22 protein-coding genes are annotated in these 22324 nt (G+C 72.6%); 11 read left to right on the top strand and 11 right to left on the bottom strand.

The genetic code is table 11. From position 1 onward, the window contains the following. Positions 1-16: 16 nt before the first annotated feature. Positions 17-805, bottom strand: coding sequence for an SDR family oxidoreductase (locus IE247_RS06465; RefSeq protein WP_190121898.1), 789 nt, complete (start codon positions 803-805; stop codon positions 17-19). 40 nt (positions 806-845) lie between these two features. Here IE247_RS06465 and IE247_RS06460 point away from each other — a divergent pair, with 40 nt between their 5' ends. The 3 genes from IE247_RS06460 to IE247_RS06450 all read left to right on the top strand — a co-directional run bounded on the left by IE247_RS06460 (position 846) and on the right by IE247_RS06450 (position 5193). Continuing rightward, on the top strand, positions 846-2540 hold the full coding sequence (locus IE247_RS06460) for an alkaline phosphatase D family protein (RefSeq protein WP_190121897.1): 1695 nt from the start codon (positions 846-848) through the stop codon (positions 2538-2540). Between the two features lie 80 nt (positions 2541-2620). Continuing rightward, positions 2621-4114, top strand: coding sequence for a multidrug effflux MFS transporter (locus IE247_RS06455; RefSeq protein ID WP_229868717.1), 1494 nt, complete (start codon positions 2621-2623; stop codon positions 4112-4114). Between the two features lie 41 nt (positions 4115-4155). Further along, a complete protein-coding gene (locus IE247_RS06450) occupies positions 4156-5193 on the top strand; it encodes a small ribosomal subunit Rsm22 family protein (RefSeq protein ID WP_190121896.1) in 1038 nt (345 codons plus the stop codon). A gap of 45 nt (positions 5194-5238) precedes the next feature. On the opposite strand, the gene ddaH is transcribed toward IE247_RS06450, so the two are convergent. Further along, positions 5239-6069: a dimethylargininase gene (gene ddaH / locus IE247_RS06445; RefSeq protein ID WP_373305514.1), complete on the bottom strand. Its 831-nt coding sequence runs from the start codon at positions 6067-6069 to the stop codon at positions 5239-5241. A 176-nt stretch (positions 6070-6245) separates the two neighbouring features. On the opposite strand from ddaH, the gene IE247_RS06440 reads away from it, so the two are divergent. Then, positions 6246-6863: a TetR/AcrR family transcriptional regulator gene (locus IE247_RS06440; protein ID WP_190121895.1), complete on the top strand. Its 618-nt coding sequence runs from the start codon at positions 6246-6248 to the stop codon at positions 6861-6863. Between the two features lie 129 nt (positions 6864-6992). Continuing rightward, positions 6993-7784, top strand: a complete 792-nt coding sequence (locus IE247_RS06435; RefSeq protein ID WP_190121894.1) for a bifunctional DNA primase/polymerase — start codon at positions 6993-6995, stop codon at positions 7782-7784. 21 nt (positions 7785-7805) lie between these two features. On the opposite strand, the gene IE247_RS06430 is transcribed toward IE247_RS06435, so the two are convergent. The 5 genes from IE247_RS06430 to IE247_RS06410 all read right to left on the bottom strand — a co-directional run bounded on the left by IE247_RS06430 (position 7806) and on the right by IE247_RS06410 (position 12866). Further along, a complete protein-coding gene (locus tag IE247_RS06430) occupies positions 7806-8804 on the bottom strand; it encodes an SCO2278 family lipoprotein (protein ID WP_190121893.1) in 999 nt (332 codons plus the stop codon). After that, positions 8695-9669, bottom strand: a complete 975-nt coding sequence (locus IE247_RS06425) for an FTR1 family protein (protein WP_190121892.1) — start codon at positions 9667-9669, stop codon at positions 8695-8697. The genes IE247_RS06430 and IE247_RS06425 overlap by 110 nt, the downstream gene beginning before the upstream one ends. Before the next feature lie 82 nt (positions 9670-9751). After that, positions 9752-10681 (bottom strand): heme ABC transporter ATP-binding protein, encoded by a 930-nt coding sequence (locus IE247_RS06420; protein ID WP_190121891.1) that lies wholly within the window; start codon positions 10679-10681, stop codon positions 9752-9754. Next, positions 10672-11808: a FecCD family ABC transporter permease gene (locus IE247_RS06415; RefSeq protein ID WP_190121890.1), complete on the bottom strand. Its 1137-nt coding sequence runs from the start codon at positions 11806-11808 to the stop codon at positions 10672-10674. The genes IE247_RS06420 and IE247_RS06415 overlap by 10 nt, the downstream gene beginning before the upstream one ends. 2 nt (positions 11809-11810) lie before the next feature. Further along, the gene (locus tag IE247_RS06410) at positions 11811-12866 is read right to left on the bottom strand and encodes a heme/hemin ABC transporter substrate-binding protein (protein ID WP_190122110.1); all 1056 of its coding nucleotides are present in this window, start codon (positions 12864-12866) and stop codon (positions 11811-11813) included. 200 nt (positions 12867-13066) lie between these two features. On the opposite strand from IE247_RS06410, the gene IE247_RS06405 reads away from it, so the two are divergent. The 3 genes from IE247_RS06405 to IE247_RS06395 all read left to right on the top strand — a co-directional run bounded on the left by IE247_RS06405 (position 13067) and on the right by IE247_RS06395 (position 17132). Then, positions 13067-14530 carry an HtaA domain-containing protein gene (locus IE247_RS06405; protein ID WP_190121889.1) on the top strand — a complete coding sequence of 488 codons (1464 nt, stop codon included), beginning with the start codon at positions 13067-13069 and terminating at the stop codon, positions 14528-14530. Positions 14531-14553: 23 nt separating this feature from the next. Continuing rightward, positions 14554-16263 carry an HtaA domain-containing protein gene (locus IE247_RS06400; RefSeq protein WP_190121888.1) on the top strand — a complete coding sequence of 570 codons (1710 nt, stop codon included), beginning with the start codon at positions 14554-14556 and terminating at the stop codon, positions 16261-16263. Between the two features lie 113 nt (positions 16264-16376). Continuing rightward, a complete protein-coding gene (locus IE247_RS06395; protein ID WP_190121887.1) occupies positions 16377-17132 on the top strand; it encodes a PhzF family phenazine biosynthesis protein in 756 nt (251 codons plus the stop codon). A gap of 69 nt (positions 17133-17201) precedes the next feature. On the opposite strand, the gene IE247_RS06390 is transcribed toward IE247_RS06395, so the two are convergent. After that, positions 17202-17930: a biliverdin-producing heme oxygenase gene (locus IE247_RS06390; protein ID WP_190121886.1), complete on the bottom strand. Its 729-nt coding sequence runs from the start codon at positions 17928-17930 to the stop codon at positions 17202-17204. 93 nt (positions 17931-18023) lie between these two features. After that, entirely contained in the window at positions 18024-18881 is an 858-nt protein-coding gene (map, locus tag IE247_RS06385) for a type I methionyl aminopeptidase (RefSeq protein WP_190121885.1), read from the bottom strand. 77 nt (positions 18882-18958) lie between these two features. Between map and IE247_RS06380 the strand changes: the two genes are divergently transcribed. Next, positions 18959-19210 (top strand): hypothetical protein, encoded by a 252-nt coding sequence (locus IE247_RS06380; RefSeq protein WP_190121884.1) that lies wholly within the window; start codon positions 18959-18961, stop codon positions 19208-19210. 44 nt (positions 19211-19254) lie between these two features. Here IE247_RS06380 and IE247_RS06375 read toward each other — a convergent pair whose 3' ends face one another. After that, entirely contained in the window at positions 19255-20535 is a 1281-nt protein-coding gene (locus tag IE247_RS06375; RefSeq protein ID WP_190121883.1) for an MFS transporter, read from the bottom strand. 95 nt (positions 20536-20630) lie between these two features. Next, positions 20631-21236: a hypothetical protein gene (locus IE247_RS06370; protein WP_190121882.1), complete on the bottom strand. Its 606-nt coding sequence runs from the start codon at positions 21234-21236 to the stop codon at positions 20631-20633. A gap of 106 nt (positions 21237-21342) precedes the next feature. Here IE247_RS06370 and npdG point away from each other — a divergent pair, with 106 nt between their 5' ends. Together npdG and IE247_RS06360 are read left to right on the top strand one after the other, a co-directional pair. Next, positions 21343-22038: an NADPH-dependent F420 reductase gene (gene npdG / locus IE247_RS06365; protein WP_190121881.1), complete on the top strand. Its 696-nt coding sequence runs from the start codon at positions 21343-21345 to the stop codon at positions 22036-22038. A gap of 84 nt (positions 22039-22122) precedes the next feature. Beyond that, the gene (locus tag IE247_RS06360) at positions 22123-22302 is read left to right on the top strand and encodes a hypothetical protein (RefSeq protein WP_308433195.1); all 180 of its coding nucleotides are present in this window, start codon (positions 22123-22125) and stop codon (positions 22300-22302) included. Positions 22303-22324: the final 22 nt, after the last annotated feature.

Genomic DNA, 22324 nt, shown 5'->3' with positions numbered 1-22324 from the left:
CCTCCTCGGGCCTTGTTCAGCCCCGGCCGATATAGGGCATGGCTGTCGCCATCACGGTCACGAACTGCACATTCGCCTCAAGCGGCAACTCGGCCATGTGCAGCACCGTCCGTGCCACGTCCGCCACCGCCATGAGCGGCTCCACGGCCACTTCCCCGTTCGCCTGGGGAACGCCCGTACGCATTCCCCGGGTCAGCTCGGTCGACGCGTTGCCGATGTCGATCTGGCCGCAGGCGATCCCGTACTCCCGGCCGTCCAGCGACAGTGACTTCGTCAGGCCGGTGATCGCGTGCTTCGTCGCGGTGTACGGGGCCGAGCGCGGGCGGGGCGTGTGGGCGGAGACCGAGCCGTTGTTGATGATGCGGCCGCCCCGGGGGGACTGGGTCCTCATCGCCCGGAAGGCGGACTGGGCGCAGAGGAAGGCCCCGGTCAGATTGACGTCCACCACCGCGCGCCACTCGTCGTAGGGGATGTCCTCGAAGGAGAGGCCGCGCGGCCCGGACGCACCCGCGTTGTTGAACAACAGGTCGACACGTTCGAAATGCTCGCATACTGTCGCAAAAAGCGTGTTCACATCGGTCGGTGACGTCACATCAGTGGGGATACAGAGGATCGTTCCGGTGCTCAGCGCCGCCGTCTCCGCCAGCGCCCCGGCTCTGCGGCCCGCCGCCGCCACCGACCAGCCCGCGTCCGCGAGCGTCACGGCGACGCTCCGGCCGATGCCCGAACCCGCACCGGTCACGACAGCGACCTTCGAGGAGCGCGGGGAATGCGGGGAATTCGGGGAAACAGTCTCAGCGTTCATGGGGCCGCAGCGTAGACCCCCGGCCACACGGGGTGCGCCCATGAACCAGGCCGTCCAGGACCACACCCACGCCCACACCCACGACCCCGAACTCCGCGCCGCCGCCCGCCGTATCACCGAGGGGTGGGCGGAGCGGAGGACGGCTTCGTACCTCCCGCGCCGCGGGCTCGTCGGCGGCGCGGTGGCGGCCCTCGCCTTCGGCATCGGGCTGCCCGGCTCCGGGCACGCGCACGCGGCCGAGGCCGAGGCCGACGCCAAGCGCCTGGCGTCGGACCCCTTCACCCTCGGTGTCGCGTCCGGGGACCCCAAGCCGGACTCCGTGCTGCTCTGGACGCGGCTCGCGCCCCGTCCCCACGAACCCGGCGGCGGACTGCCGAAGGGCAAGATCACGCTTCAGTGGGAGGTCGCCCATGACGCCCGCTTCAGCCGGATCGTCAAACGCGGCAAGGTCACCGCGCACCCCGAGGTGCACCACAGCGTCCATCTGGAGGTCAAGGGCCTCGACAACGACCGCGTCTACCACTACCGCTTCCGGACGGGCGACTGGATCAGCCCGGCCGGACGCACCCGTACCGCCCCCGCCAGAACGGCGCGGATCACCGATGTGAAGCTGGCCGCCGTCTCCTGTCAGGCGTACCACGAGGGCTACTTCACCGCGTACCGGCATCTCGCCGACGAGGATCTCGACCTCGTCGTTCATCTTGGCGACTATCTCTACGAGTACGGGGTGAACGCGGCGGGCGGCGCGCGCGAGTACACCGACCGCACCCTCCCCGCCCACTTCAACCGGGAGACCCGCACCCTGGGGGAGTACCGGCTCCGCTACGGTCTCTACCGCTCCGACCCCGATCTCCAGGCCGCGCACGCCGCCCACCCCTTCGTCCTCACCTGGGACGACCACGAGACCGAGAACAACTACGCCGCCGGGCGGGCGGAGGCCGAGGGGGTGCCGCCCGAGGAGTTCCTGCTGCGGCGGGCCGCCGCGTACCGGGCGTACTGGGAGAACCAGCCGCTGCGGCTGCCGCAGCGGCCGAAGGGCCCGGACATGCGGCTCTACCGGCGGCTGCACTACGGGCGGCTCGCGCAGTTCGATGTGCTCGACACCCGGCAGTACCGCTCCGACCAGCTGTACGGGGACGGCTGGCACCCGCCGGGGCCCGAGCTGGACGACCCGGCGCGGACGATGACGGGCGCGGCGCAGGAGCGCTGGCTGCTGGACGGCTGGCGGGACTCCGGCGCGACCTGGAACATCCTGGCGCAGCAGGTGACCTTCGCCCGGCGGCGGGACGCGCCCGGCGCGGGGCACCGGGTGGACATGGACTCCTGGGACGGCTATCCGGCCGCCCGGCGGCGGCTGCTCGACGGGGCGCGGACCGCGGGGATCGGGAATCTGATGATCCTCACGGGCGATGTGCATGTCGCGTACGGCTTCGACCTCAAGGCCGACTGGGACGACCCCCGCTCCCGCACCCTCGGCACCGAGATCGCCACCACCTCGGTGAGCAGCGGCGGGGACGGTTCCGACCGGCCCGGCAACTACGAGGACCTCACCCGCGCCAACCCGCACCTGCGGTTCTTCAACGGCCGCCGGGGCTACACCACCGTCACCCTCTCCGAGCGCCGGGCGCGCGCGGACTTCAGGACGGTCGCCGCCGTCACCGTCCCGGGCGCGCCGATCACCACGGCCGCGTCCTTCGTCACCGAGGCGGGGGACCCGGGGCTCAAGCCGGTGTGATGTCCCGGCCGGTGCGACGGCCTCGGACCGTCCGGCGAGCTGAGAACATGGGACAGGATTCAACGATACGGAGAGATGTCATGGGGAAGCCGGAGCGCGGCTCGGACGACGGTAAAAGCCGCATACCCGGCGCGGCGGTCGCGGCGGCGGTGGCATCCGGAGCGGGTACGGGGGCGGAAGCCCAGATTCCAGAGGCCAGGGTCCCCGAGGCCAGGGTCCCCGAGGCCAGGGCCCCGGAGGCCCGGGTCCCGGAGGCCAGGGTCCCGGAGGCCAGGGTCCCCGAGGCCCGGGTCCCCGAGGTCCGCGCCTCGGAAGCCGTCGGCACCCCGGCGGGCCCCGGGCTCCCGGTCGCCGCCGCGCGCCGCGTCGGGCTGCTGTTCGTCCTCGTCCTCGGCGGGCTCACCGCGCTCCCGCCGCTCTCCATGGACATGTACCTCCCGGCGCTCCCCGCCGTCACCGAATCCCTCTCCACGCCCGCCGCGACCGTCCAGCTCACCCTCACCGCCTGTCTCATGGGCATGGCGCTGGGACAGCTGGTCGTCGGGCCGATGAGCGACAAATGGGGACGCCGGCGGCCGCTGCTCATCGGCATGGTCCTCTATGTCGTCGCCACCGCCATCTGCGCCTTCGCCCCCACCGCCGAACTCCTCATCGGCTTCCGGCTGCTCCAGGGCCTGGCGGGCGCGGCGGGCATCGTCATCGCCCGCGCGGTGGTCCGCGATCTCTACGACGGCGTGGAGATGGCCCGCTTCTTCTCCACCCTGATGCTGGTCTCCGGCGTCGCGCCCGTCATCGCGCCCGTGATCGGCGGACAGGTGCTGCGGCTGACCGACTGGCGCGGCATCTTCGTCGTGCTCGCGGCGATCGGCGTGCTGCTCACCCTCGTGGTGGTGAAGTGGCTGCCCGAGACCCTGCCCCCGGAGCGGCGGCACGGCGGCGGCGTCGGTCAGGCCCTGCGGACGATGCGCGGACTCCTCGCCGACCGGGCCTTCGCCGGTTACATGCTCACCGGCGGTTTCGCCTTCGCCACGCTCTTCGCGTACATCGCCGCCTCGCCGTTCGTCGTCCAGGAGATCTACGGGGCCTCCCCGCAGACCTTCAGCCTGCTCTTCGCCGTCAACTCGATCGGCCTGATCGCCGTCGGGCAGATCAACGGCAAGCTGCTGGTGGGACGGATCAGCCTGGACAAGGTGCTGGGGATCGGCCTGTCGGTGATCGCGCTGGCGGCGCTCGCGCTGCTGCTGATGACGGCGGGCGTCTTCGGCGACGTCGGACTGATCGGCGTCGCCGGGGGGCTCTTCGTCCTGATGGCCGCGATGGGTCTGGCCATGCCCAACACCAACGCCCTGGCGATGACCCGCGCCTCGCACGCGGCGGGCTCCGCCTCCGCGCTGCTCGGCACCTCCTCCTTCCTCATCGGGGCCGTCGCCTCGCCGCTGGTCGGCATCGCCGGGGAGGACACGGCCGTGCCGATGGCCGTGGTCCAGCTCGTCTGCGCGGTGGCGGCGCTGGGGTGCTTCCTGGGGATGTGCCGCCCGTGGCGACGGCGGTCGGGCGGCCCGGCGGCGGTGTAGCCGGGGACGGGAGGACAGGACGCACGGCCTAAACTCTCCGGGTGCCTTACACCCTCCCTGCCTCGGAAGCCCTTCGCGCCGCCCTCTCCGGGCTGCTCGACGGGCTGCCGCCCACCCAGGCCGCGCGCGCCGTCGACCGGCTGATCGCGAACTACCGGGGGACCACCCCGACCGACGCGCCCGTGCTGCGCGACCGCTCGGACGTGGCCGCGTACGCCGCGTACCGGATGCCCGCGACCTTCGAGGCGGTACGGTCCGCACTCGCCGCGCTGCGCGAGGCCGCACCCGAGTGGACGCCCGCGACCCACACCGACATCGGCGGCGGCACGGGCGCGGCGAGCTGGGCCGTGGCCGAGGCCTGGGCGGCGGACGACGGAGGCATGGACGACGGGGGTACGGAGGGGGGCGCGGGGCCGCTCACCACCGTGCTGGACTGGGCCGAGCCCGCGCTCGCGCTGGGGCGTGAGCTGGCGCTGGCCTCCGGGGTGCCCGCGCTGCGCGCCGCCCGCTGGGAACGCTCTCGTATCAGTGCGGCGATCCGGATCGAGAGCACCGATCTCGTGACCGTGTCGTACGTGCTCAAGGAGCTGACCGCCGCCGACCGCGCCGCCGTCGTCACCGAGGCCGCGCGCGCGGCCGACGCCGTGGTGATCGTCGAACCCGGTACCCCCGACGGCTACCAGCGCGTCATCGAGGCCAGGGACCGGCTGATCGAGGCGGGTATGACGATCGCCGCCCCCTGCCCGCACAGTGCCGGGTGCCCCATCGTGCCCGGCTCCGACTGGTGCCACTTCTCGGCCCGCGTCAGCCGCTCCTCCCTCCACCGCCAGGTGAAGGGAGGCTCGCTGCCCTACGAGGACGAGAAGTTCAGCTATGTGGCGGCCACCCGCTTCCCGGCCGACCCCGCCCCGGCGCGGATCACCCGCAAGCCCCAGATCCGCAAGGGCCTGGTGCTGCTGGAGCTCTGCGACCGGGACGGGACGCTGACCCGGCAGACGGTCACCAAACGGCAGGGGCCGCTGTACAAGTCCTCCCGCGACGCGGAGTGGGGCGACCCCTGGCCGCCCCCGCAGGACTGACCCCACCAGGACCGGGCCCACCAGGACCGGGCCCCGCAGGGCTGATCACTCCCGCAGTTCCTGCGTACAGCACTTCACACTGCCGCCCCCCTTCAGCAGCTCGCCCAGATCCATCCCGATCGGCTCGTACCCCCGGTCCCGCAGCGGCTCGAACAGCCCCACCGCCGCCTGCGGCAGCAGCACATGCCGTCCGTCGCTCACCGCGTTGAGGCCGAACGCCGCCGCGTCCCGCTCGCGGGCGAGCAGCGCGTGGGGGAAGAGCCGGGCGAGCACCGCGCGGCTGCCCGCCGAGAACGCGCCCGGGTAGTACATGACCTCGTCCGAGGCGTCGTCCAGGACGGACAGCGCCGTGTCCAGGTGGTAGTAGCGCGGATCCACCAGATCGAGGCCGATCACCGGCCGGCCGAAGAACTCCTGCGCCTCCCCGTGGGAGAGCGGACTCGACCGGAAACCGCGCCCGGCCAGGACATAGGACGAGGTGACGGCGAAGTCCCCCTCGCCCTCGTTGACATGGACCGGCTCCTGGATCCGGTCCTCGGGCCAGCCAGCCGAGACGAACCAGTCCCGGTGGGCGTCCGCCTCCGCCGCCCGCTCCGGATGGGCGAAACGGGCGAGCAGCACCCGGCCGTCGACGACGGTCGCGCCGTTCGCCGCGTACACCATGTCGGGCAGGCCGGGGCGCGGGTCCAGCAGCTCGACGGTGTGGCCGAGCGAGCGGTAACGGTCCCGCAGATCTTCCCACTGGGTCATGGCCAGCGGCAGATCCACGGGCTTCGCCGGATCCATCCATGGGTTGATGGAGTACGTCACCATGAAGTGCGCGGGTGGGCACATCAGATAGCGGCGCGGCGATGCGTCATGAAGCGATGAGCGCAATGAGGGCTCCTCACAGACGACTGCGACAGCGGCACGCGGTCCGCGTGCCGTGCAGCCATGGTGAGGCCAATCGGGCCGGAACGTCCTGTTCAGTCGCAGGTCCGGGCCGGGGAGGGGCAAGGTCGATACTGAATCGAGACGAAACGTCTCGGTCCATCATTGCTAGATTGAGTGCCATGAACGAGAACCAGCCGAACACCAGAACCCCCGACGCCGGCCGGCGCAGCGAACGCTCCCGCCGGGCCATCTACGACGCCGCCCTCGCGCTCGTCTCCGAGCTGGGCTACGCCCGCACCACCATCGAGGGAATCGCCGCCCGCGCCGGGGTCGGCAAGCAGACGATCTACCGCTGGTGGCCGTCGAAGGCCGCCGTCCTCCTCGACGCCTTCCTCGACCTCGGCGAGCAGGCCACCGAGACCGCCCCCGTCATCCCCGACACCGGCGATCTGGCGGCCGACCTCAAGCTGGTGCTGCGCGCCACCGTGGACGAGCTGACCAACCCCGCCTTCGAAGCGCCCACCCGCGCACTCACCGCCGAGGGAGTGGTCGACCCGGCCCTGTGCGCCCTCTACGTCGAGCGGCTCCTCAACCCCTCGCTCCAGCTCTACGTCGACCGGCTGCGCTCCGCCGAGGCGGCGGGGGAGCTGAGACCGGGGATCGACCACCGTGTCGCCGTCGAACTCTTTGTCGGCCCGCTCACCCACCGCTGGATGCTGCGCACCCTCCCGCTCACCCACGAGTACGCCGACACCCTGGTCGACTACGCGCTCGGCGGTCTCTCGCCCAGGGCCTGACCACCCCCGCCCCGCCCCCGGCCGCCCCCTGTGTGCGCCCCCCGGTGGGGATCCGTGGCCGCTCACGGCGCAGGATGGTGGGACGATGGTAGAGACCACCTGGGGCGAGCGTGAGGTGTGAGGGGATAGATGGCCGACGGTAGAAGCCGCCACAGCGGCACGGAGAACAGGCTCACCTGGGAGAGCCGGCTGCCCCAGTGGCTGCGCAGGCGCCCCAGGGACACCGAGGCCGACGACTCCCGCCGCGAGTCACTGCTGCTCGCTGTCGCCGAGGCCGGCATGCCCCTGGCACCCGCCGCCCACCCCGTCGCGTACCGGTGCTCCTGTGAGCGCATCGGCTGTCCCACGCCCGGCCGGCACCCCGTCTCCTTCGCCTGGCAGACGCAGTCCACCACCGACCGCGCCCAGATCCTGCGCTGGGCCCAGGGACAGCCCGAGGCCAACTTCATCACCGCGACCGGCATGGTCCACGACGTCCTCGACGTCCCCCTGGAGGCCGGGCGCGCCGCGCTGGAGCGCCTGCTCGACCAGGGCATCGAGGTCGGACCGGTCGCCGAGTCCACCGGCGAGGGCGAAGCGGGCCGGGCCCTCTTCTTCACCGCCACCCGGGGCACCCCCGAGGACGAGGACGAGTGGTGGCCCTGCGAGCTGGACTGCCGCCCCGAGACCATGGCCGAACACCCCGGCCTGCGCTGGCACTGCCGGGGCAGCTATGTCCTCGTACCCCCGGCGCTGCTCCCCGGGGAGAACGCCGTCCACTGGCTGCGCGGCCCCGAGCACGCCCTCCCCGACCCGCTCACCCTTCTCGAAACCCTCACCGACGCCTGCGCCCGTTACGCCGGAGAGCACCAGCCCCCGGACCCGGACGCCGAGGACGAACACGCCGACCACCGTCTCGCCTGGCCGCTGGGCCGCCGCTGACCGAGGGCCGCCGAGGGGGGCTTACGCGCCCTTCGCCGAGGTGAGGCCCGTGAGGCGGCCGAGCACATCGACCTTGCCGCCGCCCTTGGCGTCCGCCTTGCCGCCGTCCTTCGCCGGGGGCACGACCACAGCCTGGCTGGAGACGCGCTCCTTGGTGAGCGAGGACTTCACCCGGCCGGAGAGCAGCGCCCGCACATCGGGGGCGATCTTGATGGGGACGCCCTTCGCGGCGGTCTCCCGCTCGAAGTTCCGTACCGTGAAGAAGACGAACGCGCCGCCGTCCTCGGTGGCGAGCGCGAGCGGGGCGAAGTCGCCGCGCGTCACCGGCTCGTCCAGATACTGCTTGGAGCGGCCGGGGCGGCGGGCCTCCTCGGCGCGGGCGGCGCGCCAGCCGGAGGTGTGGGGGCCGTCCTTGAAGGTGCCCGGCGAGCCGGTCCGCAAATAGGAGGCGTACGCGTCGCTCAGCCCGCGCGGCCGGTGCGCGAGGGCGGTGCTGTCCACGGGGACGGGGGTGGCGAAGCCGTCCTGACCGGTCTTGAGGGCCGGGATCTGGCCGGGTGCGAGGATCGTCAGATAGGCCGCGCGCCAGAGCTGGCCGGGGCCGTTGCGGAGAAAGACGATCACCCAGCGGTTGTCCCGCGCGCCCTCGTCCCGGTCGCGGTTGGAGTCGACGTCGGCGACGAAGTAGCGCGGCCAGCCGGCCTTCTTGGTGATGGTGAACCGGGGGTCGGTCAGCTCCAGCGGCGTGTGCCGGGGGTTGCCGTCCGGATAGTTGACGCTGCGTGACTTCAGCCCGGCCTGGTTGATCGAACCGAGCGCCCCGGCGACCCGGGGGGCGGCGAGAGCGGGGTCGTACGCCTTGTCCGCCGCGTTGTAGGCGGCGGTGAACTCCTTCAGGGCCTCGGCCGCTTCAGCCTCCGTCGCGGCCGGCACCACGGCCAGCTCCCCGTGGACCGTCACACAGCCGGTCGCCGTCAGCACCAGTGCCAGTGCCAGCGCCGCCGGGGCGGCCGACGGCATCCGGGTCCGGCCCCGCGGGCCGGGCGTGTGCCGCCTTCTCACCGGAATCGGCCTTCTCATCGGTCGTCTTCTCCTCGCCCCCGGCTGACCGCCCGAAGCCTACCGGGGCACCCGGCAGCACGAGCGCGGGGACCAGACAGAGCGCCCACACCGAGAACTGGACGAAGGTGGGGTCGGCCGGGACGCCGACGATCGCGGTGAGGAGGGTGCCGTACCAGCTGTCCGGCGGCAGCGCGGACCCGAGGTCGTACGCCTTGTCCGAAGCGCCGGGCAGCAGCCGCGCCTCCTGGAGCCGACGCACTCCGGAGCCGAGCATTCCGGCGGCGGCCATCGCCAGCAGTCCGGCCGTCCACGGCATACAGCGGGCCGCCGGGAGCCGCCGTACCGCCCGCAGCGCGGGCAGACAGAGCCCGACGGCCGTCGCGGCCCCGAGCAGCAGCAGGGCGAGCGGCGCCGCGGAGCCGTCGGGGTCGATCGCCGACCGGACCGCCGACCAGGCGAACCGCGCGCTCTCCACCCCCTCCCGCCCCACCAGCAGCACTCCGGCCGCGAACAGCCCGCGCCGGGCCGCGCCCAGCTCCCCGTGCGTCATCCGGAGCACCAGCCTCGCGGCGGCGGCCGCCGCCGCGATCGCGAGTAACCCGCCGAGCACCTCCGCCGCCTCGAACGTCAGCCCCGGCGAGCGGGTGCCGAACTCCAGCGCGAAGCCCGCCCCGAGCGAGCCGAGGACCGCGACCCCCGCGCCGAGCAGCAGCGGATACGGCGACTCCCGCCGCCCGGTCCGGATCAGACACCCGATCAGCACGCAGACGGCGAGGCCCGCCGCGAGCCCCTGGCCCAGCCCGAACAGATAGTTGTCGAACATCCCGCCCTCTCCGACGATCGGCGCACGCGTCGTGGAGCACCGCTCACAAGGACGCTCTGATCAGCGAGGAGGTTCGGTCGGCTCACCCGTTCGGTTCGCCCGTTCGGTTCGCCGGGCTGGGGATCGGGCTGGGGATCGGGGCGGGGACCGGGGCGGGGACCGGGGCGTTGGGCGAGCGCTGCTCGCGACGCGGGACGACGACCGGCTCGCCCGAGCGCGGGTGCGGGAAGACCTCCACCGGCTGCCGGTAGACCCGGCTCAGCAGTTCGTCGTCGAAGACCTCCGCGGGCTCGCCCTCGGCCGCGATCCGCCCCTCGTGGAGCACCGCGACCCGGTCCGCGTACGCGGCGGCGAGACCGAGGTCGTGCAGGACGACGACCACGCCGTCCCCGGCCGCCGCCCGCTCGCGGCAGATGCGCAGGACGAGTTCCTGGTGGCGGAGGTCGAGCGCGGCGGTCGGCTCGTCCAGCAGCAGCAGCGAGGTGCGCTGGGCGAGCGCCCGGGCGAGGGCGACCCGGGCGCGCTCGCCGCCGGAGAGCGCGGCGAAGGTGCGGCCGGTGAACTCGGCGGTCTCCGTCGCCGCCATCGCCTCGGCGACGGCCTCGTCGTCCTCGTCCTCCAGCGCGGTCCCCGCCCAGGGGGCCCGCCCCATCCGGACGACCTCCTCCACCGGGAAGGGGAAGGAGAGCGCGGCGGACTGCGGCAGCACCGCCCGGCGCAGGGCCAGCTCACCGGCCTTCCACTCACCGGCGGGCCGGTCCGCGATCCGTACCGTGCCCCGATCGGCCCGCAGATCGGCGGCGAGCGCCCCGAACAGCGTCGACTTTCCCGCGCCATTGGGCCCGACCAGCGCGAGCACCTCGCCCGCGCGCGCCGACAGCTCGATCCCGGCGAGCACCTCGCGGCCCCCGAGCCGGACATGGAGACCGCGCGCCTCGGCGAGCACCGCGCCCGGGGCCGGCCGCTCGGGCAGCTCGCGCCCTCGGATGCCGAAGAGAGTCCTCACGCCCAACCACCTTGCTTACGACGGGTCCTGCGCAGCAGCCAGAAGAAGAACGGGCTGCCGAAGAGTGCGGTGAGCACACCGAGCGGCAGCTCGGCCGGCTCGGCGACGGTCCGCGCGGCGAGATCGCCGAGCGCCAGCACCAGCGCGCCGCCGAGCGCGGAGCCGGGCACGAGGAAGCGGTGGCCCGGGCCGTTCGCCATCCTCAGCAGATGCGGTACGAGCAGCCCCACGAAGGTGATGATGCCCGCGACGGCGACCGCGGCGGCGGTCAGCAGCGCGACGACCAGGATGAGGACGATGCGCAGCCGCTCCACGTCGACGCCCAGATGGCGGGCGGAGCGCTCGCCGAGCGAGAGCAGATCCAGCTTGCGCGCGTAGAAGGGGGCGATCAGCAGCCCGAGGACGGTGCACGGGAGCACGGCGAGCACCTTGGGCCAGGTCGCCTGCGAGAGCGAGCCGAGCTGCCAGAAGGTGATCTGGGTGATCTGCGCGTTGTCGGCGAAGAAGATGAAGAGGCCGATCAGCGCGCCCGCGAAGGCGTTGACGGCGATACCGGTGAGAATGAGGGTGACGACCTCGGTCTTCCCGCCGGAGCGGGAGAGCGCGTAGACGAGGAGGACGGTCACCAGGCCCGCGGCGAACGCGAAGACGGTGATGGTCCAGTTGCCGAAGAAGGTCAGCCCCAGCGCGATGGAGGCGACCGCTCCCACGGCCGCGCCGGAGGAGATGCCGATGATGCCGGGCTCGGCGAGCGGATTGCCGAACACGCCCTGCATCAGCGCGCCCGCGCATCCCAGCGAGGCTCCGACCAGCAGCGCCAGCACCACACGCGGCAGCCGTACATTCCACAGCACGCTCTCGCCGACCCGGTCGAGCGGCTGCCCGCCCAGGCCCATCCGGTGCCGGGCGGAGGCGATGACATCGCTGAGCGGGATGTCGTACGCGCCGTATCCGGCGGACACCAGCGCGACGAGGAAGAGCGCGCCGAGCAGTCCGGCGGTGAGCAGATACGCGGTGGAGCGGCGGCCCCGGGGGACCGCCGCCGGGGGTACGGGGGTCCTGGCCGGGCGGACGGCGGTGCCCGCTTCGGCGCTGCCCGCCTCGGGGGCGCGGGACTCGGCCTCGGTCGACATGGTCACTCGCCGTTCGCGTACAGCTGGTCCACCAGCGAGGTGAGGACCTCGTCGGTGCGGGGGCCGTAGTTCAGCAGCACCCCGTCCGGCACCGACACCACCCGGCGGTCCATGCCCGCCGGGGTCTGGGCCACTCCCGGGATCTTGACGAGTCCGTCGACGCCGCCGACCGAGTCGAGTCCCTTGCTCATCACGAGGATCGCGTCCGGCGCGGCCTTGGCGAGCGCCTCACTGGTGATCGCGGTGAAGTCCTTCGTCAGACCGGACTCCTTGCCCGCGTCCACCGCGCCCGCCGCCTCCAGGAGGGAGGAGGCCCCGGAGTCCGCGCCGCCGAGGAGATACACGGAGGCGGTGCCCCGCAGATAGAGGAAGGCCACTCGGGGCTTCTTCCCCTCGGCGGGTCGCGGGATGTCCTTCTGGACGGCCGCGATCCGGTCCTGAGTGCGCTTCTCCAGCTCGGCGCCCGAGGCGGGCACGCCCAGCGTCTCGGCGACCTTCTCGATCCGGGTGCCGACGTCGTCGAGGCCCTTCGCGGTCTTCACGACCACCAGCGGAATGCCCGCATCGCGTATCTGCTGGATGGACTCGGCGGGTCCGGAGACCGTCTCGGCGAGGACGACCGTCGGCTTCAGCGACAGCACGCTCTCGGCGGAGACATCGTGGCCCCGGGTCACCACGGGCAGCTTCTCGGCCTGTTCGAAGGTGGCGGTGACATCGCGGGCCACCACGTTCTGGCCGAGGCCCAGGGTGAAGACGATCTCGCTCAGGGAGCCGGTCAGCGGGACGATCCGGTCGGTGGAGCCGACGGTGACCTTCCTCCCGTCCTCGGACTCCACGGTCACGGGCAGCCGCGGCTTCGCGGCCGTGCTCAGCGGCTCGACCCGGTCGGCGGCCACGGCGGGCTTCCCCTTGGCGGCGGAGTCCTTCCCGGCCGGCGAAGCGGAATCACCCGCACAGCCCGTCGCCACCAGGGCGAAGGCGAACGCGGTCAGAGCCGCGCCCACCTGGCGAAATCTGCGCGTCGAACGCGCGGAGGGCTGCGAGAGCACCGAGGGCACCGTCCTGTCGTTCCAAGGCACGCCGTTTCCGGCATGGTTCGGGGGGCGTTCCCCCGCTCGTTCCGGGCCGGTGGCTGAGTTGAGAAAACCGGACCCGGTAGCCAAAACCGGAATGCATGGGGCTACCGGTACAGGCTGGACATAGCTTAGGTTAGCCTTACCTCGCTCTGCCAGACGCTGTACCCCCTCGGAGGGATCTCATGCTGCCGTATCGACGGGCCCGTGTGCTCGCCGTCGCGCTTCTCGCGGCCCTGCTCGGAGCCCTGCTCCCGGTCGGGACCGCCCACGCGGCGGACCGCTCGGTGCAGGGCGGCAGACTCGACTGGGGCATCAAGTCGTCCTTCCAGAAGTACGTCACCGGCCCCATCGCCAACGGCAACTTCCGTCTCACGGCGGGCGCCGCCACCGTCGGCGACAGCCTCTTCCGCTTCCACTCGGCCAAGGGCGCCTACGACCCCGAGACCGGCGCGTTCGAGGCCGCCTTCACCGGCGGCGTCCAGTTCACCGGCCACACCAAGCCGGACGGAAGCAATGAGCTGGAGCTGGCCCTGAGCCGCCCCACCGTCAAGATCTCCGGCGGCGCGGGCACGCTCCACGTCGACATGGTGAGCAAGGCCCGGGGCAGCGGCAAGGTCACCACCATGACCCAGGTCGCCTTCGCCTCGCTCAACCTCTCGGGCATCGACATGAGGGGCGGCGGCAGCCCCGTCGCGCTCAACAACGTCCCCGCCACGCTCACCGCCCAGGGGGCCGCCGCCTTCGCGGGCTTCTACACCGAGGGCACCCCGCTCGACCCGATCAGCCTGAGCGCCGACGTCGCGGCCGGAGCGCCGGAGCAGGGCCAGGACAAGGGCCAGGAGCAGGCGAAGCCGGAGAAGTCGGCCGAGTCCCCGGCCGCCGACAAGCCCGCGGAGAAGGCGGAGAAGGCGGAGAAGTCCGGCGACAAGGCGGAGAAGAAGGCCGCCCCGGTGCGTGACGCCGTCGTCGACTGGGGCGTGCGCCGCACCTTCCGCGAGTACGTCACCGGCTCCATCGCGCAGGGCGAGTGGACCCTCGCCGAAGGGGCCCAGGACGGCGGCGCGCTCTTCCGCTTCCCCAAGGGCAAGGGCACGTACGACGCCGGTAAGCAGTCCCTGAAGGCCTCCTTCGCCGGCTCCGTCCGCTTCACCGGGGAACACCTCGACCTCACCCTCGACAAGGTCACCACCGAGGTGAAGGGCGGCAAGGGCACCCTGAGCGCCGACGTCGTCAGCGAGGGCGAGACCCGCAAGGCCGTTCCGCTGGTCACCTTCACCGCGAAGGACTTCGCCCCCAAGGACGGCCTCGCCTCCCTCACCGAGGCCCCGGCCACCCTCACCGAGGGCGGCGCGAAGGCCTTCGGCTCGATGTACAAGGCGGGCACCGCCATGGACCCGGTCTCCCTCGCCGTGGCCGTGGACGACAAGGCGGCGCTCCCCGCGCTGCCCGACCTCGGCAGCGATGTGGGCCCCACCCCCACCCCCTCCGCGACCGAGTCCGAGCCCGCCGCCGACGCGGCCCCCGCCGCGGACTCCTCCGAGTCCTCCTCCCTCACCTGGGTCTACGTCGCCATCGGCCTGGGAGTGCTCGCCGCGGCGGGCATCGCCCTGGTCCTCGTGCGCCGTCGCCGTACGGCCCAGAACTGATTCTTTTTTAGGAGCCACCCACCATGCCAGCGACCCGCCGACCCATCGTCATCGCCGCGGCGGCGGCCACCGCCGCCGCGCTCGGAGCCACCGCACTCGCCCTCCCGGCGGTCGCGGCCGACACCTCGAAGGCCGCCGAGGACAAGACGGCGGCGGCCGCCGCGCCGGCCGGCTCCTCCGCGATCAAGCTGGAGGCGGGCACGCTGGACTGGGGCTTCAAGGAATCCTTCCGGGAGTACGTCGGCGCCGGGAACATCGCGGTCGCGGACGGCGCGAAGCAGGCCGAGGGCAACGGCCCGTTCACCTTCACGGATGGCACCGGCACCTATGACATGAACGGCCATGTCAACAAGACGTCCTTCAAGGGCAGCGTCGTCTTCACCGCCAAGCGCTTCACCCTCAAGCTCTCCGACGTCCGGATGACCAGCGACCGCGAGAGCGGCACCGTCCAGGGCGATGTCACCCTCGACGGCGAGGTCCGCGAGGACATCCCGATCGCCGAACTGGACATGACCCGGGCGACCCCCGGCGGCGGCGGGTCCGGCGGGGCGATCGTCTTCAAGGACATCCCGGCCACCCTGACCGCCGAGGGCGCGTCCGCCTTCCGCTACCCGGAGGGCGAGGTCCTCGACACCGTCTCCCTCTCGGTCAAGCCGGCGGCCGGCGGCGGCAGGCCGTCCCCGCCCCCCTCCGAGAAGCCCGACCCGGCCCCGGAGCCGAAGCCCGAGCCCGAGCCGGACCCCGAGGGCGGCCGTCCCGCGCCGCCGCCGTCGAAGAACCCGGGCTTCCGGCCCGAGGGCGACGTCTCCGGTTCCGCCGAGTCCGGGACCCGGGCCACCGGCGACGGCGCGATCGTCGACGGCAACCTCGACTGGGGCATCATGGAGCGCTTCCGCAAGTACATCTCCGGCCCGATCGCCCACGGCGAGGCCCAGTTCTCCGGCGGCGCCAAGGCCACCGCCAGTGGCTACCGCTTCCCCAAGGGCAAGGGCGCCTACGACGCGGCCAAGAAGTCGCTCTCCGTCGCCTTCGACGGCAGCGTCCGCTACCTGGGCCACTACAGCGAGAAGACGGGCACCCACGCCCTCGACACGACGTTCAGCGGCTTTGAGGTCAAGGTGAACGGCACCAAGGGCTCGGTCGTCCTCGACGTCAAGGGCAAGAACCAGAAGACGGGCAAGGTCGAGGTCCACAACGACGTCGAGGTCGGCACGCTGACCGTCCCGGCAGGCGCGCTCAAGGTCGAGAACAGCGTCGTGAAGCTCACCGATGTCAAAGGCGTCCTCACCAAGGCCGGGGACGACCGCGCCTTCAGCGGCTTCTACGAGCCGGGCGAGCAGCCGATCGACCCGGTCAACCTCGCCGTCTCGCTGGACAAGGGCGCCGAACTCCCCGAGCCCCCGCCGTCCGGCTCCACCGGCGGCTCCACCGGCTCCACCGGAGGCTCGACGGGCGGTTCGACCGACTCCACCACGGGCGGCACCACGGGCGGTACGACCGGTTCCACCACCGGCGGCTCCGTCGGCGGCTCGACCACCGGCGGTACGACCGGAGGCACCACCGGCGGCACGACGGGCGGCGCGGCCACCGGCGGCTCCACCGGCGGAGCCCTCGCCTCCACCGGCGCGGACATCCCCGCCACCGCGCTGATCGCCGCCTCGGCGGGCATCGCGGCGGCCGGTGCGGGCATCGTCCTCGCCATCCGCCGCCGGGAGGCCGGAGCCGGTTCCTGACCCGCTCCCGCACCCTTTCGGCGGGGCCGTACCGACGCCACGCGCGCCGGTGCGGCCCCGCCGCCGTTCCGCGCGCCCGCGCGACATCGCCCGTCCGGTGCTTCAATGCCCCCGTGAACGAACGCGACCTGCGCCATGTGCTCGATGTCCTCAACGTCTTCTGCGACGCCGACGGGCGGCACGGCAACCCGCTCGGAGTCGTACGCGACGCACGCGGCTACCCGGACGAGGCGTCCCGGCAGAAGCTCACGAACGAGCTCGGCTTCAGCGAGACCGTCTTCGTCGACGACCCCGAGCGCGGCGCCGTCGACATCCACACCCCCGGACAGCGCCTCCCCTTCGCCGGGCATCCGCTCGTCGGCGTGGCCTGGCTGCTCGATCTGCCGGAGCTGTATGTGCAGGCCGGCCCGGTCTGGGCGCGCGGCGACGGGGAGTTCACCTGGATCACCGCACGGGCCGAGTGGGTCCCGCCCAGGCTGCTCCAGCGGTACGCCACCCCCGCCGAGGTGGACGCGCTGCCCGCGCCGCCGCCCGGCGAGGGCTGGCTCTACGCCTGGGCGTGGGAGGACGAGGCGGCGGGCCGGGTGCGGGCGCGCGGCTTCCCCCGGCGCGGCGGGCCGATCGTGGAGGACGAGGCGACCGGCGGGGCCGCGCTGCTGCTCACGGATCTGCTGGGCCGCGCCCTGAACATCACTCAGGGCCGGGGTTCGCAGATCCTCACGGCCCCCGGCCCCGACGGCACGGTGGAGATCGGCGGCCGGGTGCGCCTCGCGTCCCCCGCCGCCGTCCCGGCCCGGGGCATCGAGGGCCCGGCCCCGGTCCCCGCCCGCCGCCTCAGCGTCGCCGACGCCCTGCGGCTCATGAGCTGACGGCGGAAAGCCCCGCGGGCACGGGCCCGCGGGGCTTCTCTCGGCGATCGCTCGGGTGCTTCAGGCGCTTCAGGCGCTGAGCGGGAACTCGCCGTCCAGCGCGCGGAAGACGGCCCCGTTGAAGTCGAAGGCGCGCTTGCACTCGTCGACGATCCGCTGCTTCTCCAGGTCGTCGGTGTCCACCCCGTCCAGCAGCTCGCGGTACCCCCGCTTGAACGCGGCCGGGTTGGTGATCTGCTCGAAGACGTAGAACCGGACGCCGTCGCCCTTGCGCTCGAAGCCCCAGGTCTTCTCCGCCCTGTCGCGGATGATCTGACCGCCGGACAGATCGCCCAGGTAGCGCGTGTAGTGGTGGGCGACGTACCCGGCGGGCCAGACGCGCGCGCACTCCGCGACCCGGGCGGCGTACGCCTCGGTCGCGGGCAGCGCGGTGGCCAGCTCACGCCACTGGGGGCCCATCAGATGCGCCAGGTCCCGCTCCAGCTCCGCTGTGCGGAACAGCTCCGGCTGGATGAAGGGGCCCGCTATCGGGTCGTCCTTGAGCGACTCGGCCGCCTCCTCCAGCGCCCGGTACACGAACCACAGCTGCTCGGTGTAGCGGGCGTACGCGTCGACGCCGAGACGGCCGCCGAGGAGGTGGCCCATGAAGGGGGAGCCCTCCGCCTCGGTGTGCTGCTCGTGCGAGGCGACCCGGATGAGCGTCGAGAAGGGCGTACCGGTGGGCGTGTCGGTGGCGATGGCGTCCAAGGCGGTGACCTCCAGGACCAGGGGGCGGACGAACGGACGGCACGCGGACATGGCCGCTGCCGCCTCCGATCATCCTACTTAGGTTTACCTAAGTCAATGGGTTCCCGACGCCGTGTCGGTAAAAAAATCCGCTCCGCCGCGCGCTCAGGGCAGCGTGAGGATCTCCGCGCCGGTCTCCGTCACCACCAGCGTGTGCTCGAACTGGGCGGTGCGCTTGCGGTCCTTGGTGACCACGGTCCAGCCGTCCTCCCACATGTCGTACTCATGCGTTCCGAGGGTCAGCATCGGCTCGATGGTGAACGTCATGCCGGGCTGGATGACGGTGGTCGCGTGCGGGGAGTCGTAGTGCGGGACGATCAGCCCGGAGTGGAACGAGGTGTTGATCCCGTGGCCGGTGAAGTCACGGACCACGCCGTAGCCGAAGCGCTTGGCGTACGACTCGATCACCCGGCCGATGATGTTGATCTGCCGGCCGGGCTTGACGGCCTTGATCGCCCGGTCGAGCGACTCCCGGGTCCGCTCCACCAGCAGCCGGGACTCCTCGTCCACCTCGCCGCAGAGATAGGTGGCGTTGTTGTCGCCGTGCACCCCGCCGATGTACGCCGTGACGTCGAGGTTCACGATGTCGCCGTCGCGCAGCACCGTGGAGTCGGGGATTCCGTGGCAGATGACCTCGTTGACCGAGGAGCAGAGCGACTTGGGATAGCCCCGATAGCCGAGCGTGGAGGGATAGGCGCCGTGGTCGCACATGTACTCGTGGGCGACCCGGTCGAGCGCGTCCGTGGTGACCCCGGGGGCGATGTGCTCGGCGGCCGCCGCCATTGCCCGCGCGGCGATGCCGCCGGCGATCCGCATCCGTTCAATGGTGTCGGAGTCCTGCACCTCCGGCCCGCTGTACGGGGTCGGGGCGGGCTTCCCGACGTATTCGGGTCGCCTGATGGCGGCGGGGACGGAGCGGGTGGGGGAGAGTTCCCCGGGCACGAGGAGTGACTGGCCAGACATGCCAGCGAGTCTAACCACGGGGTGTGGGGCAGCATGGCCTTCGAAGGCATGGCTGTGTGACGGGAAGGGAGCGGGCGATGGCCCTGTTCAAGAGGCGCACGGTGGGCAAACCGGGCGAGTGGTACTACTGCCTCAAGCACCAGAAGGTCGAGGAGGGCCCCGAGTGTCCGGCGAAGGACCGCTTCGGTCCGTACGGCTCACGGGAGGAGGCGGAGCACGCCATGGCGACCGCGCGGGAGCGGAACCAGGAGTGGGAGAACGACCCGAAGTGGCACGACGCCCCCGAGGACGGGCCCGAGGACGCCCCCAAGGGCGGGTCCGGGGCCTGACGGACGGGTGAGCCGGTCCGGTGTCCCCCCGATACCGGAACCGGCTACTCGCTCGCGGCCTTCTCCCGCTGGGCGCGGCGGAGCTGCGCGTCCTCGTCGGTGTCGGAGTCGTACCGCAGCAGCTTGGGCAGCGCCGCCGTCAGCAGGACCACGCCCGCCACACAGACCACACCGCCGCTCCAGATCGCCGCCCGGGTGCCCGTCCACCCCGCCATCGCGCCGGAGCGGACTTGGCCCAGCTGCGGGCCGACGCTGTACGACAGCACCTCGATGCCCGCCAGCCGGCCCCGCAGCTCGTCCGGGATCGTCTGGTTCCAGATCGTCATCCGGCCGAGTCCGCTCAGTGTGTCGCCCGCGCCCGCCACCGCCAGCGCGAACAGCACCAGCCACACATTGCCGAACCAGCCCGCCGCCGCGATGCCCAGACCCCAGACGGTCGCGCCGTAGATCACCAGCAGTCCGTGCCGCCGCACCTTGGTGGTCCAGCCGCTCATCGTGCTCGTCACCACCGAGCCGACCGCCATCGCGGCGAACATCAGCCCCAGCGACCACGGCGCGTCCAGGTCGTCCGCGAGGAAGGGGAAGATCGCGATCGGGAAGGCGAAGATCATCGCCACCAGGTCGATGACATAGGTCCCCAGCAGCACCGGGCGGGACCAGGCGTAGCGCGCGCCCTCCACGATGCCCCGCAGCGAGGGCTTCTCCGCGTCGTGCGCGGGCGGCGCGGGGGTGAGCCGCAGACACATCAGCACTGAGACGGCGAACCCGAGCAGGGTGATCCCGTACGCCGTGGCATGGCCGGAGTACGCCACCACCAGGCCGGCCGCCGACGGGCCCGCGATCCCGCCGAGCTGCCAGCGCAGATTGTTCAGCGCGGCCGCCGCCGTCAGCTGGTCGTGCGGCACGATCCGGGCCAGCATCGCGTCCAGCGCCGGCCGCTGGAGCCCGGCCATCGCCGATACGCCCGCCGCGACCACGTACAGCGGCCACAGCATCGGCTCCGGCAGCAGCGCGTTCACCATCAGGATCACCGCCAGGACCCCGAGGCCCGCCTCCGTGGCGATGATCAGCTTCCGCCGGTCCATGGAGTCGGCGAGCGCCCCGCCGTACAGCCCGAAGACGATCAGCGGCACCAGCTCCACCGCGCCCATCGCGCCGACCGCCAGCGGGGACCCCGTCAGATCCTTGATCTGGAGCGGCAGCGCGATCATCGCCATCGAGCTGCCGAAGTAGGCGATCAGCCCCTGGACCCACAGCAGCCGGAAGTCGGCGGAGGACCGCCAGGGGGAGAGATCGGGGAGTATCGCGGAGAGCTTCGACGTCACAACGGACCATCGTCCGCGCCACCGACTGCCCCGGGCAACCGAATTCCTTGTGACCTACACGATCCCGGATCCCCGTTCGACCTCCCCGGAGGGGCTCACCAGCGCGCCGGGGGCGGGGCGGTGAGCTGGTCGACCAGGCGGGAGAGGCGGTCGCGGAAGCGGCGGGAGCCGCGGGAGCCGGGGAGGCTGTTCTCTCCGGCGGCGGCGCTCACCAGATGCTGGACCATGTCGAAGTCCACCACCGAGCCGTCCGCCGCCACCGACAGCGTCTCGTGGGCGAGCCCCCGCGTCTCGGCGTCGCCGCCGTCCAGCGCCAGCACCGTGGCACCGGCCCTGCGCGCGTCGTGGACCCGCTCCAGCAGGGCGTCCTCGGGCCGCTCCGGGGCGACCACGAGCAGCGTCTCACCGCGCCGCACCCTCTCCAGCCGGCCGAGGCAGACCCCCAGATGCGGCGGGTCGCCCGGCCGGGCGCGGTGGCGCACCAGCGTGGGGGCCAGCTCCGGCAGCCCCGACCAGGCGGCCTCGTCCACCAGATGCGCGGCCATGTGCCAGGGCTCGTACTCCTCCGTCCCCACCAGCAGCAGCCCGCCCCCCTGCGGCACCACCGACGATCTCAGCACCCCCGCGAACCTCCGGGCCGCGCCCGGCCACTCGGTGCCCGTCAGAACCTCGCGCAACAGCGCCACCCGTACGGCGTCCATGCCTCCGCATCCTTCAGCACCCGCCACGCGCGCGGAGGGCGGTCGGCCGTACCTCACTCATTAGAGAGCCCCCGCCCCCTTCCATACCTGCGAGTAGGGTCGGCCCATGACTTCCACTCAGAACACAGCGCCCAAGGACCCGTGGGACCTCCCCGACGTCTCCGACCTCGTCGTCGGCGTCCTCGGCGGCACCGGGGACCAGGGGCGCGGCCTCGCCTACCGGCTCGCCAAGGCCGGCCAGAAGGTGATCATCGGCTCCCGGGCCGCCGAGCGCGCCGAGAGCGCCGCCGCCGAACTCGGACTGGGCGTCGAGGGCGCGGACAACGCGGAGTGCGCCCGCCGCAGCGATGTGGTGATCGTCGCCGTGCCGTGGGACGGGCACGCCAAGACCCTGGAGTCCCTCCGCACGGAGCTGGCCGGCAAGCTCGTCGTGGACTGCGTCAATCCGCTCGGCTTCGACAAGAAGGGCGCGTACGCGCTGAAGCCCGAGGAGGGCAGCGCCGCCGAGCAGGCCGCCGCCCTGCTCCCGGACTCCCGGGTCGCCGCCGCCTTCCACCACCTCTCGGCCGTCCTGCTCCAGGACGCCTCCGTCGAGCGGATCGACACCGATGTGATGGTGCTCGGCGAGTCCCGCGCCGACACCGACATCGTGCAGGCGCTCGCTGGCCGCATCCCCGGCATGCGGGGCGTCTTCGCGGGCCGGCTCCGCAACGCCCACCAGGTGGAGTCGCTGGTCGCCAATCTGATCTCGGTCAACCGCCGCTACAAGGCCCACGCGGGCCTGCGCGTCACCGACGTCTGACACTCGCCCCCTCCGGCGGGCCGCGAGCGGGGCATGGGGGACACTGGACGGGACGGACATACACCCCGACAGGAGCCTCCCCCCATGCCCCGCCTCGCTCTCTTCGCACTCGTCGTCTGCGCGCTCGCCGTGGTGGCGGCCGTCCTCTCCTTCACCCAGGGCATGTGGATCGGCGTCGTCTGGGTGCTGGTGGCCGGCCTCTCCTCCAACATGGCGATCTACTACTTCCGCAAGGCGAAGATCGACCGCGCCGCCGCCGGCTGACCCGCTCCCGCCGCCCCGGCTG

The sequence above is a fragment of the Streptomyces inusitatus genome (genome assembly GCF_014651115.1).
In the GTDB taxonomy this organism is placed as follows: Bacteria; Actinomycetota; Actinomycetes; order Streptomycetales; family Streptomycetaceae; genus Streptomyces; species Streptomyces amakusaensis.
This window is presented reverse-complemented; position numbering and strand designations above follow the sequence as displayed.